Origin of the sequence: Bradyrhizobium sp. STM 3809, from assembly GCF_000239795.1 — a bacterium.
GTDB lineage: Bacteria > Pseudomonadota > Alphaproteobacteria > Rhizobiales > Xanthobacteraceae > Bradyrhizobium.
In genome coordinates this window covers 1-16,254 of the sequence record NZ_CAFJ01000725.1, presented here as the reverse complement: position 1 = coordinate 16,254, position 16,254 = coordinate 1, and the positions used below count along the sequence as shown (strand labels likewise).

The following is a 16,254-nucleotide window of genomic DNA, read 5'->3' as shown; positions in this document are numbered from 1 at the left end:
AATGGTCGACCAGCTCAACGCCTTCGCCGGCGAGGTCACGCGCGTCGCGCGCGAGGTCGGCACTGAGGGCAAGCTGGGCGGCCAGGCCCAGGTGCCTGGCGTCGCCGGCACCTGGAAGGACCTCACCGACACCGTCAACTTCATGGCGGCCAACCTGACCGAGCAGGTTCGCGGCATCGTCAAGGTCGTGACGGCGGTCGCCAATGGCGACCTCAAGCAGAACCTGACCGTGAAGTCGAAGGGCGAGGTCGCCGCGCTCGCCGAGACCATCAACAACATGACGGAGACGCTCGCGACCTTCGCCGACCAGGTGACCAGCGTCGCGCGCGAGGTCGGGGTCGAGGGCCGGCTGGGCGGCCAGGCCAACGTTCCCGGAGCGGCCGGCACCTGGAAGGACCTGACCGGCAACGTCAACCTCCTGGCGGCCAACCTGACGTCGCAGGTTCGCGCCATCGCGGAGGTCGCGACCGCCGTGACCAAGGGCGACCTCACCCGGTCCATTCAGGTCGATGCGCGCGGCGAGGTGGCCGAGCTCAAAGACAATATCAACACCATGATCACCAATCTGCGGCTGACCACCGACCTCAACACCGAGCAGGACTGGCTCAAGACGAACCTGGCCAAGTTCACCAACATGCTGCAAGGCCAGCGCGACCTGACGACGGTCGGGCGGCTGCTGCTGACGGAGCTGACGCCGCTGGTGAACGCACATCGCGGCGTGATCTATCAGGTTGAAAGCGAATACATGCCGCAGCTGCGCCTGCTCGCGTCCTACGCCAATGACGGCGTCTATCCGCATCGGCAGCTGGTCCAGTTCGGCGAGGGGCTGATCGGCCAGTGCGCGATCGACAAGCGCCAGCGGCTGATCGCCGAGATCCCGGCCGACGTCATTCCGGTCGGATCCGCCCTGCTCCGCGCCGTTCCGAAGAATCTCGTCGTGCTGCCGGTGCTGTTCGAGAATCAGGTCAAGGCCGTCATCGAACTGGCGTCGCTCAGCCCGTTCACGACCTCGCAAATGACGTTCCTCGAGCAATTGACGGATTCGATCGGCATCGTGCTGAACTCGATCGAGGCGACGATGCAGACGGAAGGCCTGCTGAAGCAGTCGCAGCAACTCGCCGCCGAGCTGCAGGCGCAGCAGCGCGAGCTGCAGCAGACGAACGAGCAGCTCGAGCAGAAGGCGCAGCAACTCGCCGAGCGCAATGTCGAGGTCGAACGCAAGAACCAGGAGATCGAGCAGGCTCGCCGCGCGCTCGAGGAGAAGGCGACCGAGCTCGCACTGACGTCGAAGTACAAGTCGGAATTCCTCGCCAACATGTCGCACGAGCTGCGCACGCCGCTGAACAGCATCCTGATCCTCGGACAGCAGCTCACGGAGAATCCCGACGGCAACCTGACCATGAAGCAGGTGGAGTTCGCCCGCACCATTCACGGCGCCGGCACCGATCTGCTCAACCTCATCAGCGACATCCTCGACCTCTCGAAGATCGAATCCGGTACGGTGACGGTCGATGCCGAGGAGATCCTCACAGCGAATCTGCTGGACACCGTGGGACGTCCGTTCCGGCATGAAGCCGAAAATCGTCTGCTGTCATTCAACATCGACGTCGATCCGAACCTGGCGCGAAGCATCGTCACGGACTCCAAGCGGCTGCAGCAAGTGCTCAAGAACCTGCTCTCGAACGCCTTCAAGTTCACCGCCGACGGTGGCGTACGCTTGAAGGTGTCGGCGGCGCTCGGCGGCTGGAGCGCCGATCATCCGGTGTTGAACACCACGCCGGCCGTGATCGCTTTCGAAGTTACGGATACCGGCATCGGCATTCCCCAGGACAAGCAGAAGCTGATCTTCGAGGCTTTCCAGCAGGCCGACGCCGGAACCAGCCGGAAGTATGGCGGCACCGGCCTCGGACTGGCGATCAGTCGCGAGCTGGCCAATCTCCTTGGCGGCGAGATTCATCTACGGAGCGCGCCTGGCAAAGGCAGCACTTTCACGCTGTACCTGCCGCTGAAGTACTCCGGACCCGCCACAACGCCGCGCGTCAGCCCCCCTGCTCCGATTCCTCATGTCCAGACACCCGCCCTGCAGCAGAGCACGGCGCCCGAGCGGGTCATCGAGCCGCTGCCGGATGACCGGATCGATCTTGCGCCCGGAGACACCATTCTTCTGGTCGTCGAGGATGATCCTCACTACGCGCGCGTTCTGGTCGATCTCGCACGCGACAAGGGGTTCAAGGTCCTGGTCGCAAGCCGCGGCGCCGAGGCGCTCGAGCTTGCCAAGCAGTATCAGCCGGCCGCCATTTCGCTGGATGTGTTCCTTCCGGATATGCTCGGCTGGACGGTTCTCAGCCAGCTGAAGCACAACCCCCTGACCCGGCACATTCCGGTGCAGATCATCACGCTCGACGAGGACCGTCAGCACGCTCTGGCACGCGGGGCCTTCTCTTTCGTCAGCAAGCCGACCACCACGGAGGGCGTCAGTGCGGCGCTGAGCCAGATCAAGGAATACGCGAAGCCCAGACGCAAGCGGTTGTTGATCGTGGAGGACAATGACGCCGAGCGGATGAGCATCCGCCAACTGCTCGAGCACGACGACATCGAGATCCTGGTTGCCGACACGGGCGCAGCCGCGCTCGACGCGCTGCGCAGCGCGCCGTGCGACTGCGTCGTCCTCGACCTGCGGCTGCCCGACATGAGCGGCTTCGACGTGCTCGATCAATTGCGCTCGGATGAGACGCTGGCCGGTGTTCCGGTCGTGGTGTTCACCGGGCGCGAACTATCGGCAGAGGAAGATGCCGAGCTGCATACGATGGCGCGCAGCATCGTCGTCAAGGGCGTCGAGTCGCCGGAGCGCCTGCTCGATGAGACGTCGCTGTTCCTGCATCGGGTCATCACGGAACTTCCAGCGGAAAAGCAGCGCATGCTGGAGAAGCTGAACAGCTCCGATGAGGACCTTGTCGGCAAGACGGTGCTGCTTGTCGACGACGACGCGCGCAACATCTTCGCGCTGTCGAGCGTGTTGGAACGCCGCGGCATGAAGGTACTGACTGCAATCACCGGAAGCGAGGCCATCGACCTGGTGCAGCGTAACCCGGAGATCGCGATTGTGCTGATGGACATCATGATGCCGCAGATGGATGGCTACCAGACCATCGGCGTCATCAGGCAGTCCCCGACCTTCGCCCGCCTTCCCATCATCGCGTTGACCGCGAAGGCCATGAAGGGAGACCGCGAAAAGTGCCTCGAGGCCGGCGCCTCCGATTATCTGGCCAAACCCGTCAACACCGAGCAGCTGCTTCTTGCGATCCGCATGTGGCTGCACCGCTGAACGGCTGATCACCATGGAACATCCGAAGGTCAACATTCTCCTGGTCGACGACCAGCCGGCAAAGCTGCTGGCCTACGAAGTCATCCTGAAGCAGCTCGGAGAAAACCTCGTCGTGGCCACCTCGGGCCGCGAGGCGCTCGAAATCCTGCTGAAGAACGAGATCGCCGTCATTCTGGTCGATGTCTGCATGCCGGAGCTCGACGGCTTTGAGCTGGCGCAGATGATCCGGGAGCATCCCCGGTTCCAGAAGATCGCGATCATCTTCATCTCCGCCGTGCAGGTCAGCGATTTCGACCGGCTGCGCGGCTATGAGATGGGCGCGGTGGACTACGTGCCGGTGCCCGTCGTTCCCGAGGTGCTCCGGGCGAAGATCAAGGTGTTTACGGAACTGTATCGCAAGACGCGCGAGCTCGAGCATCTCAATCTCGAGCTCGAAAGCCGCGTCCGCGCGCGCACGGCGGAGCTGGAGAAATCTACGGCAAAGCTGCTGGAAAGCGAGCAGCGCCGCAGCATGGCGATCGCCGCCGGCAGGATGGGGTCCTGGGACTGGGACGGCATCAATGGCGACTGGATGTGGGACGAAGGTCAATACCGCATCTTCGGCGTGACGCCGCAGACCTTCGAGCTCAACAGTGTGAACATCATGGGGCTGCTGCATCGAGAGGACGCCGAACGCGCGCGGCGGGTGGTCGCTGAATTCAGCCGGGGCGCGACGTCCTATGAGGCGGAGTTCCGCATCATCAGGCCGGATGGCGAGGAGCGCTGGTGCGTCGGAACGGCGGCTGCGACAACTGACAAGACCGGACGCGTGATCCGCGTCAGCGGCGTCACCGTCGATATCACCGAGCGCAAGCGTGCCGAGGAGCGGCAGAACCTGTTGACGCGCGAGGTCGATCACCGTGCCAAGAATGCGCTCACCTTGGCGCAATCGATCGTGCGGCTGACCAAGGCCGACAGCGTGCGAACCTATGTCAGCGCGGTCGAGGGCCGTATCAGCGCGCTCGCGCGCGTTCACACCATTCTGTCGCTGTCGAGCTGGCAGGGCGCGGAGATCAGCCGGCTGGTCTCCGAGGAACTGGCCCCCTATGCAACCGGCGGACAGGTCACCTTCGGCGGAGCCGAACTGCAGCTCGAACCCGCGACCGCCCAGACACTCGCGCTGGCGCTCCACGAGCTGGTGACGAACTCCGCCAAATACGGCGCGCTTTCGGTCCGCTCCGGCCATTTGTCGGTGAAGTGGACCATCGAGGACGATCGACTCGATCTCGTATGGATCGAAACCGGCGGTCCACGCGTCCATGTACCGACGTCGCGCGGTTTCGGGACCCGCAGTCTGATGGCCAGCGTCGAGAGCCAGCTCGGCGGTCGCGCGCTGTTCGACTGGCGTCCGGAAGGACTGATCTGCCGCCTGCTCGTTCCACTCCGTCCCGGTGCATTACCGCCCGAGATGACCAGCGCTTTCGTGAAGGCCACTCCTGACCAGAACCGCCGGCGCGCCGCGAGCTGACCGCTTCGTCAGCAGGCCAGCCCGGCGCACTTCGCGACGATCGAACGAACCGCCTGGAAACGGCGCAGCGCCCGCTTGCACCGTCAGCGGCGCCGTCGCCAGCCGCTCGGTTCAGCCGCCGCGGGAGTTGTGCCACGGGGCCTTTGGGCAGCTGTTGGAAATTAGGAACGACGAGCCGTGCCGAGCGTCTTCCATGTGTCTCCGGCGGCGTTCCCCCATCTCGCTGGAGACACTCCGTGTGGACTGCGGCCCAGCGCTCTACCCCTCGGGCGCTGGGCTTGTTCGGCAGCGAATGTAGGGAACGGTCCGAGGCCTTCTTTGCCTCAGCGCCTCAGGCAGCGCTGCGCTGCAGATGGCGGCCTTCCTTCACCTCTTCGATGATCTTTGCGCTGAAGGCTTCGAGATCGCCGGGATTGCGCGAAGTGATCACGCCCTGATCGACGACGACTTCGGCATCCTGCCACTGGGCGCCGGCATTGGCGACGTCGGTCTTGATCGATTTGTAGGACGTCATCTTTCGCCCCCTCGCGATGCCCGTCTCGATCAGGAGCCATGGCGCATGACAGACCGCCGCGACGATCTTCTTGGCGTCGAAGATGTCCTTGATGAACTTCAGGGCCTTCGGCTCGAGGCGCAGCAGATCCGGATTGATCTGGCCGCCCGGCAGCACGATGGCGTCGTAGTCCGACGCCGAGGCCTGATCGAGCGTCTTGTCGACCTTGACGGGGCGCCCCCAGTCCTTCTGGTCCCAGCCCTTGATCTCGCCCGGTGCGAGCGAAACGATCTCCACGGTCGCCCCGGCCTGCGACAGCCGATCGCGCGGCACTTCCAACTCGGATTGCTCGAAGCCGTTGGTGGCAAGGATCGCGATCCGCTTTCCCTTGATGTCCATGATTATGCTCTCTTCCTGGATTGATAGACCGCGGCCAACCCTGGCCGCCCGCCCATCGTTCCGCGCCGACACGCGCCCAAAAGTCACAACTGGTCGATCCGCATCGCCCTGGCAAAAGGGAACCACGGCCGCCGGCCGCGGTTTGACCGTGACGAGCAGTCCCGGGCGCCGTGAAAAGCGGAAGAGCCGGTCCGCTCTGTCGACGCCGATCTGGAGCTCCTCGTGCCCTACGCCCTCTTTGAGAATGACGAAAGGCTGACGCGCCCGTTTCGTACAGAGCGCGAAGTGTGGGAGGCGGCCGAGCAAGCCGATCTCGTGACGTTGGATCCGCACGGCGAGAAGGTGCTCGACAACAATTTCGAGATCAAACCGTGCGAGGCGACCGCCGACGAGCTCATCGGCCCAGGACAAGACATCGTCATACCGCATGCGCGGGACGATGAATCAGCGACCAAGAACAGTTCGACGCAGCCAACGCCGCAAGCTCCATTCAAGACGACGGCGAAGTCCTCGACGTAGCTGGTCGTCGCCAGGTTCCCCTTCGATTTCAAGTCTCGAGAATTGAATCTCGATCAGAACTCAGAACAAAGTCTGAACAAACGAGAAGCCAGCGCGTTGTTCTCAGCGTGACAACGGAGGCCGGTATGACCGACAAGATCGACAAGGATCCCAAGGATTGGGTCTCGGGCGACGACCCGATGACGGACGCTCAGGCGTCGTATCTGAAGACGCTCAGCGAGCAGGCCGGCCGACCAGACCCAACCGCAAATGTGCGGACCAAGGCTCAAGCGTCCGAGCTGATCGACGACATGAGACGCGCCGCCGGACTGGCCTGACGAAGAGCGTGGGATAAGCCGCTGTGCGAACTCATCGGAGACGCGCGACAGGTATTCGAGTGCTTTCACACTCTGGCCAGGCCCGTCGCGAATCAAGGGGCACTCGGCTAGTCTTTGCGGCCTTTCTCGGGAGTGCACGATGGTTGCGGATAGTGACAGCAGGGTTGCCTGGCACCGCGCTCAGCTCAAGAAGAACCGCGCGGCGCTGAAGCAGATCGAGACGGCTCGGTTCACGGTCGGCGAAAGCGCCGAGGCCAAGGCGATCGAGCGGACCAAGCGACAGGTCGCGGAGCTGCAGCTCAAGATCCGCGAGTCGGAGCAGATCATCGGACAGCACGACAAGCAGGTGAGACGTCCGCTGACGACCGATCTGCGAAGTCTCTCCAACGTCGCCTGGCGCAACTGGACCGGAAACGGTCCGCGCTGAATGCGCGGGGCTTCCTGATCCGCACGTGTCCTAATCGGCCCGGCTGCGACGCAGGCTCGGAACCGCCGATCTGTCCGCCGAGCCATTCGCCGCCACAGGCCCCTGGTCTCGCGGCATCCACCGCTTCAACCGCTCATCGCTCCTGCGGAGCGCCTCAAGGTCGATCCGCCCTTCCGCCAAAGCTGTTTTGGCGCAGGCGAGCACGCGATGGAACTGCGTGCCATCATAGGCCACGAGCAGGATGTCCGCTCCGCCATTGAGCGCCTCGACCACGGCCTTGCAGAGATCGCCGCCGTAGATGGCCCCCATCACCAGATCATCGGTGATGATGACGCCCTGGTAGTTCCAGCGGCCGCGGATGAGGCCATCGAGCACGGCTTTCGAATGCGAGGCGGGGCGCTCGCGGTCGATCGCGTCGACCACGACGTGACCGACCATCATCGCCGCGTCGGAGTTGTCGAGCACCTGGCGGAACGGCCGCCAATCCGATTGCTCCAAGACCCCTGCTGAGGTCTCGAGCTCCGCCGAGAAATGATGCGTATCAGCCGCAACGCGCCCGAGACCCGGGAAGTGTTTAACGGCTGCGCGAACACCGCTCGCATCGAGGCCGCGCACATAGCCGAGCGCGATGTCGCCGACGATGGACGAATCGCTGGAGATCGCGCGACGATTGATCAGCGTGTGAAAATCAAACCGGTTGTGAGTCCAGTTCGGACGGAGATCGACGACCGGAGCGAGATTGAAGGTGATCCCGGCTTCCGCCAGCGCGCGCCCCTGGCTCTTCCCCATCTCGAACGCCTCACGCGTGCGCCGCGCAGCCGGCAGATCGGCCAGGGTGGCAAGAGCGGGCATGTTCGGCACGGCCGGGGACAGGTGAGCGACCGAGCCCCCCTCCTGATCGGCCGAGACCAGCAGAGGTGGCAGGCCCGCCCTCACCCGCTCGGCCTGCAGCCGGGCGACATCAGCATGAAGCTGAGCCGCGGTTCGGCCCCGTACATTGTGATGGGTCACGTAGATGCCGGCGATCAGGCCCTGCCCTGCCAGCGCAGCGGCGTCGTCCAGCGACGTGTAGCCGACCATGAAATGCCGACCGAGCAGCCGCGCGACCTCGGGCGGCGTGTGGAACGTCTCGTACTTGCGCCAGGCGAACATGAATTGTGTCGACGTCAATGCGAGCAGCGGAAGGCACCATGTGAGGACGAGCAGCCTGCCGGAAAAGCCGTGCCGCCAACGACCGCTGAGCAGAAGGAGCAGCGGAGACGCAAGTCCGATGATCAGCAAGGCGGCGTGACCGCTGCCGCGCAGGCGAACGAGATAGGGCTCGTTGCTGTTGAACGTGATGACGATGAAGAGCAGAGCAAGAATCCAGAGGACTGCCGTCCTGATACGCCCGAGCATGTGTGCAGCCGATCATTCCAGGGGAAAGACGGTCTTTGCGTAACAACGCCGTTTCCGCTGCGCCAGCGGCGGCGGCGCCTCTGCACGAAATCTGCAAACAAATCCTGAATTGCTGCAGACCCGCTCGTGAGCGGCTGCACTCGGCGGCGGCATGGTGAGGCGTCCGCCGGCGCATGCTGGCCGTATCGCACGCATCGAGGACCTTCGCATGATCGCTTCCGCCGAGTCTGCGGCGATTCCGGCCGCTTCCGTGGGAGGACAGAGCGGACCGTCCATCGACAGCGACTATCTCGTCTGGCTCGGGCCGCAGGCGCTGCCGGCGCTCGACCGCGCGATCCGGCTGTCATCCCCGGATCGGCAGCTGGCGAACCAGCGCGACCGCCTGCTCCTGCAGCAGCAAGGCCGCATGGCGGACCGGCGGGCCTGGAGCTTTCGCTTCTGGCGCTTGCAGCGCTATCTCGATACACATTCGTCATCGCCGAAGCCCAGCTGATGTCGCGCCGCGGAGCCCCGATCGTGTCCCCCCGTATCCTCATTGTCGATGACGACCCGCATATCCGCGAGGTGGTCCGCGTGGCCTTGAGCAAGGCCGGCATGGCGGTGACGGAAGCCGCCGACGGCCGGGCCGCGCTGGCCAGATTCGCCGATGACCGGCCGGACCTGATCGTGCTCGATGTCGGTATGCCCGAGTTCGACGGGCTGGAGGTCTGCCGGCGCATCCGCCGGACGTCGCAGGTGCCGATCCTGTTTCTGTCGGCGCGCGACGAGGAGATCGATCGCATCCTCGGGCTCGAGATCGGCGGCGACGACTACGTCACCAAGCCGTTCAGCCCGCGCGAGCTCGTCGCCCGTGTGAATGTCATCCTGCGCCGTGTCGCCACGGGCGGTGCCCGCTCCGAGGCAGCGGAGCCGCTGGTTCACGGCAGGCTTCGCCTGGACCCGGAGCAGCATCTGGCGCAGTTCGGTGAGACGCCGCTCACGCTGACCGCACTTGAGTTCAGCATCGTGCGCACGCTGCTGACGCGCCCCGCCGTCGTGTTCAGCCGCGAGCAGATCATGGCCGCCGCCTATCAGCTCAACATCCAGGTCTCCGACCGGACCATCGACAGCCACATCCGCAACATCCGCGCCAAGCTCGCAGCTGCGGGCTGCGACGATGCCATCGAGACGGTGCATGGCGTCGGGTTTCGGCTCGGCCGCTGCGGCGCGCCATGATCGCTCCCAAGCCGAAGCGGAAATGGCGGCCATCGCTCGGGCAGATCGTGTTCGGCGTGCTCGCGCTGGTCGCGACGCTGCCGCTGGTCGGGCTGTTCTTCTTCCGGATCTACGACAATCAGCTGATCCGTCAGACCCAGGCCGAGCTGATCGCCCAGAGCCGCGTGCTCGCCGCGGTCTATGCCGAGGAGGTCACCGCGCGCCTCGCTGCCGGAATTCCGCTGGGGGCCGAGATCCCGCCGGAAGCGCGGCCCGATGCGTCCGACGAGGTGACGCCGATCCGTCCGCTGCTGGACCTCCTGGCCAATGATCTTTTCGTCCGCCGCCCCGATGCTCGCGACGCCGTTCACCCTGCCGATCCCGCTTACGTCGCGATCGGCGCCCGGCTGTTGCCGATCATCCGCGAGACCCAGAAGGTGACGCTCGCCGGCTTCCGCGTGCTCGATCCGCAAGGCGTGGTGATCGCCGGGCGCGACGAGATGGGCAAATCGCTCGCGCATATCGAGGAAGTCGCCGCCGCACTCAAAGGCAAATACAGCGCCGCTTTGCGCATCCGCATTCCCGACAAGGCGCCGCCGCCGATCTACTCGATCAGCCGCGGCGTCGGCGTCCACGTATTCTCGGCGATGCCGGTGATCGTCAATGATCACGTCGCCGGGGTCATCTATACATCGCGAACCCCGCGCAACATCTTCGAGCATCTCTATGTCGAGCGCGGCAAGTTCATCGCGGCCGGCTCCGCCATCGTCCTCACGACGCTGCTGGTCGGCCTCATCGTGGCGAGGACGATCACCCGGCCGATGCGCGAGCTGGTCGACCGCGCCGGCCGGATCGGCCGCAACGACCCCACCGGCTTCCGGCCGCTCGCCCATTACGGCACGCGCGATTTCGCCGAACTGGCCGAGCACTTCTTCGCCATGGCCGAGCAGCTCGCGCAGCGTTCCAGCTATGTCAGGAACTTCTCCGCGCATCTGACGCACGAGCTGAAGTCGCCGCTGACCTCCATCAAGGGCGCCGCGGAGCTGCTGCTGGACTCCCTCCACGCCGCGTCGGATCAGCTGACGCGGGCCGAGCAGGAACGGTTTCTCGGCAACATTCTCGGAGACGCCGAGCGGCTCGAGCGGATGGCGCAGCGCCTGCGCGAGCTCGCACGCGCCGAGGCCGGGCAGCCAAGCGAAAGCAGCAGTCCGGCCGATGTGGTTCCGGCGCTGCGCGAACGGTTTCCCGACACCCGGATCGACATCTGCGGCCGCCTGGACCGACGCGTCGGGCTTTCGAGCGAGACGCTCCTGATCGTGCTCACGCATCTCGCCGACAACGCCATACGTCACGGCGCGCGGACGATCACGCTCGCGGCGGACGACCGCACGGACCAGCTGGTGCTGACCGTCAGCAATGACGGCAATCCGATCTCGCCCGCGAACCGTGAGCGGATCTTCGATGCGTTCTTCACCACGCGGCGCGACAGCGGCGGCACCGGAATGGGACTCGCAATCGTCCGCGCCGTCATGATGAGCCATGGCGGAGCGATCGACCTGCTGCCGGACGCGCCGGGCGTCAGCTTCGAGCTGCGTCTGCCTGTCGCAGAGCGCGAGACGCCGCGCCGATCATACCTCAAATAGAAGCTCCGATAATTGCGTCCGCCCAAGTTGCGGAGATTCCCCATTCGATTGTGGACGGACCGACCGCCCCTGCGCTCGCGGCCTGCGGCAATCCATCGCTCCCGCGACCCGGGACAGTGCAGACGTGCTGCGGACCGTTCGTATACGAGCAATCTTGTCCTCTGCGGCCGCCCCGCGCCCTCGGAGCGACAGATCGGCGCGCAAAGGGGAATGACTCGACACCACGATCCGCGTAAGGTCGCCAGCCATTGCACCATCGGCCAGCCCTTCGCCACGGCCTTCGGGAGACCTTGATGACTTCGAGCCGCTTCGAGATCAATCGCCGCACAGCCCTTCTGACCTCGGCTGCCATCGCCGCCAACGTCGCCAATCCGTTTCGCGCCTTCGCCCAGGAGACGCCGCGCAAGGGCGGGGTGTTCAACGTGCATTACGGCGCCGAGCAGCGGCAGCTGAACCCGAGCCTGCAGGCCTCGACCGGCGTTTATATCATCGGTGGCAAGATCCAGGAGAACCTGGTCGATCTCGACGCCGAGGGCCGGCCGGTCGGCGTGCTCGCGGAGAGCTGGGAAGCCGCGCCCGACGGCAAGACCATCACCTTCAAGCTGCGCAAGGGCATCACCTGGCACGACGGCAAGCCGTTCACGTCGGAGGACGTCGCCTTCACGGCCATGAACATGTGGAAGAAGATCCTCAACTATGGATCGACGCTGCAGCTGTTCCTCACCGCCGTCGACACGCCGGACCCGCAGACGGCGATCTTCCGCTACGAGCGGCCGATGCCGCTCAACCTGCTGCTGCGCGCCCTGCCCGATCTCGGCTACGTCTCGGCCAAGCACATCTACGAGACCGGCGACATCCGCCAGAACCCGGCCAACCTCGCGCCGATCGGAACCGGTCCGTTCAAGTTCGTGAAGTACGAGCGCGGGCAGTACATCATCGCCGAGCGCAATGCCGACTACTGGCGGCCGAACGCGCCCTACCTCGACCGCATCGTCTGGAAGGTGATCACCGACCGTGCCGCGGCCGCCGCGCAGATGGAAGCCGGCGAACTGCACTACAGCCCGTTCTCCGGGCTGACCATCTCGGACATGGCCCGGCTCGGCAAGGACAAGCGCTTCATCGTCTCCACCAAGGGCAACGAGGGCAACGCGCGCACCAACACGCTGGAATTCAACGTCCGCCGGAAAGAACTCTCCGACGTCAAGGTCCGCCGCGCCATCGCGCATGCGATTAATGTGCCCTTCTTCATCGAGAACTTCCTCGGCGATTTCGCCAAGCTGGGCACCGGGCCGATCCCGTCGACCTCGACGGACTTCTATCCGGGCGCGGACACGCCGCAATACCCTTACGACAAGGCGAAGGCCGCGGCCCTGCTCGACGAAGCCGGCTACAAGCGCGGCGCCGGCGGCACCCGCTTCTCGGTGAAGCTGTTGCCCGCGCCGTGGGGCGAGGACATCTCGCTGTGGTCGACCTTCATCCAGCAATCGCTCGGCGAGGTCGGCATCGCGGTCGAGATCGTCCGCAACGACGGCGGCGGCTTCCTCAAGCAGGTCTATGACGAGCACGCCTTCGACCTCGCCACGGGCTGGCATCAATATCGCAACGACCCGGCGGTCTCGACCACGGTGTGGTACCGCTCGGGCCAGCCGAAGGGGGCGCCGTGGACCAACCAGTGGGGCTGGGACGACGCCAAGATCGACAAGATCATCGACGATGCCGCGACCGAGGTCGACCCTGCCAAGCGCAAGGCGCTCTACGCGGACTTCGTGCGCGAAGCCAATACCGAGCTGCCGGTGTGGATGCCGATCGAGCAGATCTTCGTCACCGTCATCACCGCAAAGGCGCGCAACCATTCCAACACGCCGCGCTGGGGCTCGTCGAGCTGGCACGATCTCTGGCTGTCGGCCTGAGCCGAACTCCGTCAGGATGAGGCGATGCGCATCTTGAGCCTTGCGGGGCGGCGGCTCGCCGCCTCGATCCCAACCCTGCTGCTGATCCTGATCGGCGTGTTCCTGCTGCTGCAGCTCGCACCGGGTGATACGGTCGACGCGATGATGGCGCAGATGGGCGGCGGCGACGCGGCCACTGCGCGCGAGCTGCGCCGCTTCTACGGCCTGGACGTTTCCGTACCCTTGCAGCTCGCCAACTATCTCTGGCGGTTGGTGCGGCTGGATCTCGGCTTCTCGGCCATCTACGGCAAGCCCGTCGCGGCCGTGATCCTGGAGCGGCTGCCGCCGACGCTGCTGCTGATGACCTCGGCGCTGTCGTTCGCGTTCTTCTTCGGCCTCGTCTTCGGCGTCATCGCCGCGCGCGGCGTCAACCGCTGGCCGGACACGCTGATCTCGACGGTCGGGCTGATCTTCTACGCCACGCCCTCGTTCTGGTTCGGGCTGATGGCCATCGTCGTGTTCTCGATCTACCTGCAATGGCTGCCGGCCGGCGGCTTCGAGGACATCAGCACGGCCAGCACCGGCCTGTGGCGCGTGCTCGACATTGCGAGCCACCTGGTGCTGCCGTCGTTGACGCTCGGCCTGATCTTCCTGGCGATCTACCTGCGCATCATGCGTGCGTCGATGCTCGAGGTCCTGAACCTCGATTTCGTTCGTACGGCGCGCGCCAAGGGGCTCGACGAGACGCGCATCATCACCCGCCACGTGCTGCGCAACGCGCTGCTGCCGATGGTGACCCTGATCGGGCTGCAGGCCGGCACCATGCTCGGCGGCTCCGTGGTGGTCGAGACCGTGTTCTCGCTCCCGGGCCTTGGACGCCTCGCCTATGAATCCGTCGTGCAGCGCGATCTCAACACGCTGCTCGGCATCGTCTTCGTCTCGGCGCTGCTCGTGATCGCGGTCAATTTCATCACCGATCTGCTCTACGCGCGGCTCGATCCGCGCATCGCGGCGGAGAGCTGACGCATGGGCGCAATCAGGCGCTATTTCCGCAGCCCCGCCGCAGTGCTCGGTCTGGTTCTGCTGCTGATCGTCATCGGCATGGCGCTCAGCGCCGGCTACTTCTATCCGCGCGATCCGCTCGCGCTGGCGGGCCGCCCCCTGATCTGGCCGTTCGCCAATCCGCGCTTCCTGCTCGGCACCGACAATTCGGGCCGCGACATCGCCGCCCAGATCTTCCATGGCGCCCGCATCTCGCTCCTGATCGGCGGCGTGGCCACGCTGATCGCCGTGTCGATCGGCGTCATGGTGGGAGCCCTCGCGGGCTACTATGGCGGCTGGATCGACAACGTGCTGATGCGCATCACCGAGGCGTTCCAGACCTTGCCGAACTTCGTCTTGCTGCTGGTGCTCGTCGCCGTGTTCGGCTCGACCTTGACGACGGTGACGATCGCGGTCGGCATCGTCTCCTGGCCCGCGCCGGCCCGGCTGACGCGGGCGGAGTTCCTGTCGCTGCGCAGCCGCGAGTTCGTCCAGGCCGGCCGCACGCTCGGCATGCGCGATACGCAATTGATCCTGCGCGAGATCCTGCCCAACGCACTGCCGCCTGTCATCGTCTATGCCGGCGTTGTCATGGCGGTGGCGATCCTGCTGGAAAGCGCGCTCGCCTTCCTGCGGCTGTCCGACGCCAACGTCGCCTCCTGGGGCAATCTGATCGGCCTCGGGCGCGACGTGCTGCGCGTGCAATGGTACGTCTCGGCCATCCCCGGCGTCGCCATCCTGATCACCGTGCTCGGCGTGTCGCTGGTCGGCCAGGGCCTCAACGATGCGCTGAACCCGCGGCTGAAGCAGCGATGAGTTCGACAGATCCCACTCTCACCGTCGATCGGCTCAGCGTCCGCCTGCCCAAGGGCGCCGACCGCACGCATGCGATCGCCGAGGTCTCGCTGTCGGTCGCAGAGAACGAGATCGTCTGCATCGTCGGCGAATCCGGCTCCGGCAAGTCGATGATGGCCAACGCCATCATGCGGCTGCTGCCGGAGGGCGTGACCACCGATGGCGGCCGCATCCTGTTCATGGGGCGCGATCTCTGCACCGCTTCGCCCGCCGAGATGCGCCGCATCCGCGGCGCCGAGATCGCAATGGTGTTCCAGGAGCCGATGACGGCGCTCAATCCGCTGCGCACGATCGGCGACCAGATCGGAGAGGTGCTGGAGATCCACACGGGATCGACGACAGCCGAGATCAGGGCGCGCGTGCTGTCGCTGCTGACCGACGTCAACATCCCCGATCCGGCGCGGGCGGCCAGGGCCTATCCGCACGAGCTGTCCGGCGGCCAGCGGCAGCGCGCAATGATCGCCATGGCGCTCGCGCTCGATCCGAAGCTGTTGATCGCGGACGAGCCGACCACGGCGCTCGACGTGACCACGCAGGCGCAGATCCTGAAGCTGATCCGCGAGCTGCAGCAGCGGCGCAGGACCGCCGTGCTGTTCATCACCCATGATTTCGGGGTCGTCGCCGAGATCGCCGACCGCGTCGTCGTGATGCAGCAGGGCGTGGTGGTCGAGCACGGCGCGGCGACCGACGTGCTGCGCAACCCGCAGCACCCGTACACGCAGCAACTGATCGCGGCGGTCCCCCCGGTTGCCGCTCCGCCTTCGCGCACGCTGTCCGACGAGACCATTCTCGAGCTCACCGGCGTCGCCAAGACCTATCGGACCGGCGGCTTCCTCGGCCGCGGCGTGCGCGTCACCCACGCGGTCAAGGACGTCTCGCTCGCGCTGCCGAAAGGAGCGACGCTCGGCATCGTCGGCGAATCCGGCTCCGGCAAATCCACGCTGGCCCGCTGCATCATCCGGCTGATCGATCCCGATGCGGGGTCGATCCTGCTCCAGGGCGAGGACTGGGCCCGGCTGTCGCACGACGACATCAGGCAACGAACGCAGAAGATGCAGATGGTGTTTCAGGATCCATTCGCATCACTCAATCCGCGCCGCAAGGCGGTGGAGCTCGTCGCGCAAGGACCGATCATCCACGGCACGCCGCGCCCCCAGGCGCTCGCCGAGGCACGCGAGCTGTTCAAGCTGGTCGGCCTCGATCCCTCCGCAGCCGATCGTTTCCCGCACGAATTCTCCGGCGGTCAG

At 65.6% G+C, this 16,254-nt stretch carries 13 protein-coding genes; 11 read left to right on the top strand and 2 right to left on the bottom strand.

Annotation, left to right across the window (positions count from 1 at the left end; genetic code table 11):
• Together BRAS3809_RS31305 and BRAS3809_RS31300 are read left to right on the top strand one after the other, a co-directional pair.
• Nucleotides 1-3,325: response regulator (locus tag BRAS3809_RS31305; protein WP_008966021.1), on the top strand; the 3,325-nt coding region annotated here is incomplete at its 5' end.
• Between the two features lie 13 nt (nt 3,326-3,338).
• Nucleotides 3,339-4,832, top strand: a complete 1,494-nt coding sequence (locus tag BRAS3809_RS31300) for an HWE histidine kinase domain-containing protein (protein WP_008966020.1) — start codon at nt 3,339-3,341, stop codon at nt 4,830-4,832.
• Between the two features lie 331 nt (nt 4,833-5,163).
• Here BRAS3809_RS31300 and BRAS3809_RS31295 read toward each other — a convergent pair whose 3' ends face one another.
• Nucleotides 5,164-5,724 carry a type 1 glutamine amidotransferase domain-containing protein gene (locus tag BRAS3809_RS31295; RefSeq protein ID WP_008966019.1) on the bottom strand — a complete coding sequence of 187 codons (561 nt, stop codon included), beginning with the start codon at nt 5,722-5,724 and terminating at the stop codon, nt 5,164-5,166.
• Nucleotides 5,725-6,368: 644 nt separating this feature from the next.
• On the opposite strand from BRAS3809_RS31295, the gene BRAS3809_RS31285 reads away from it, so the two are divergent.
• Together BRAS3809_RS31285 and BRAS3809_RS31280 are read left to right on the top strand one after the other, a co-directional pair.
• Nucleotides 6,369-6,560 carry a DUF3072 domain-containing protein gene (locus BRAS3809_RS31285; RefSeq protein WP_008966017.1) on the top strand — a complete coding sequence of 64 codons (192 nt, stop codon included), beginning with the start codon at nt 6,369-6,371 and terminating at the stop codon, nt 6,558-6,560.
• A gap of 139 nt (nt 6,561-6,699) precedes the next feature.
• A complete protein-coding gene (locus tag BRAS3809_RS31280; protein ID WP_008966016.1) occupies nt 6,700-6,987 on the top strand; it encodes a hypothetical protein in 288 nt (95 codons plus the stop codon).
• Nucleotides 6,988-7,017: 30 nt separating this feature from the next.
• On the opposite strand, the gene BRAS3809_RS31275 is transcribed toward BRAS3809_RS31280, so the two are convergent.
• Nucleotides 7,018-8,385: a glycoside hydrolase family 3 N-terminal domain-containing protein gene (locus tag BRAS3809_RS31275; protein WP_008966015.1), complete on the bottom strand. Its 1,368-nt coding sequence runs from the start codon at nt 8,383-8,385 to the stop codon at nt 7,018-7,020.
• Between the two features lie 208 nt (nt 8,386-8,593).
• Here BRAS3809_RS31275 and BRAS3809_RS31270 point away from each other — a divergent pair, with 208 nt between their 5' ends.
• From BRAS3809_RS31270 to BRAS3809_RS31240, 7 genes are all read left to right on the top strand, one after another.
• Nucleotides 8,594-8,878: a hypothetical protein gene (locus tag BRAS3809_RS31270; RefSeq protein WP_008966014.1), complete on the top strand. Its 285-nt coding sequence runs from the start codon at nt 8,594-8,596 to the stop codon at nt 8,876-8,878.
• 23 nt (nt 8,879-8,901) lie between these two features.
• On the top strand, nt 8,902-9,600 hold the full coding sequence (locus BRAS3809_RS31265) for a response regulator transcription factor (RefSeq protein ID WP_008966013.1): 699 nt from the start codon (nt 8,902-8,904) through the stop codon (nt 9,598-9,600).
• Nucleotides 9,597-11,222, top strand: coding sequence for an ATP-binding protein (locus tag BRAS3809_RS31260; RefSeq protein ID WP_008966012.1), 1,626 nt, complete (start codon nt 9,597-9,599; stop codon nt 11,220-11,222). Before BRAS3809_RS31265 ends, BRAS3809_RS31260 begins: the two co-directional genes overlap by 4 nt.
• Before the next feature lie 293 nt (nt 11,223-11,515).
• A complete protein-coding gene (locus BRAS3809_RS31255) occupies nt 11,516-13,132 on the top strand; it encodes an ABC transporter substrate-binding protein (protein WP_008966011.1) in 1,617 nt (538 codons plus the stop codon).
• A gap of 24 nt (nt 13,133-13,156) precedes the next feature.
• A complete protein-coding gene (locus BRAS3809_RS31250) occupies nt 13,157-14,134 on the top strand; it encodes an ABC transporter permease (RefSeq protein ID WP_008966010.1) in 978 nt (325 codons plus the stop codon).
• Nucleotides 14,135-14,137: 3 nt separating this feature from the next.
• Nucleotides 14,138-14,968 (top strand): ABC transporter permease, encoded by an 831-nt coding sequence (locus BRAS3809_RS31245; RefSeq protein ID WP_008966009.1) that lies wholly within the window; start codon nt 14,138-14,140, stop codon nt 14,966-14,968.
• A partial coding sequence (locus BRAS3809_RS31240) for an ATP-binding cassette domain-containing protein (RefSeq protein ID WP_035659729.1) occupies nt 14,965-16,254 on the top strand: 1,290 nt, incomplete at its 3' end. The genes BRAS3809_RS31245 and BRAS3809_RS31240, both read left to right, overlap by 4 nt.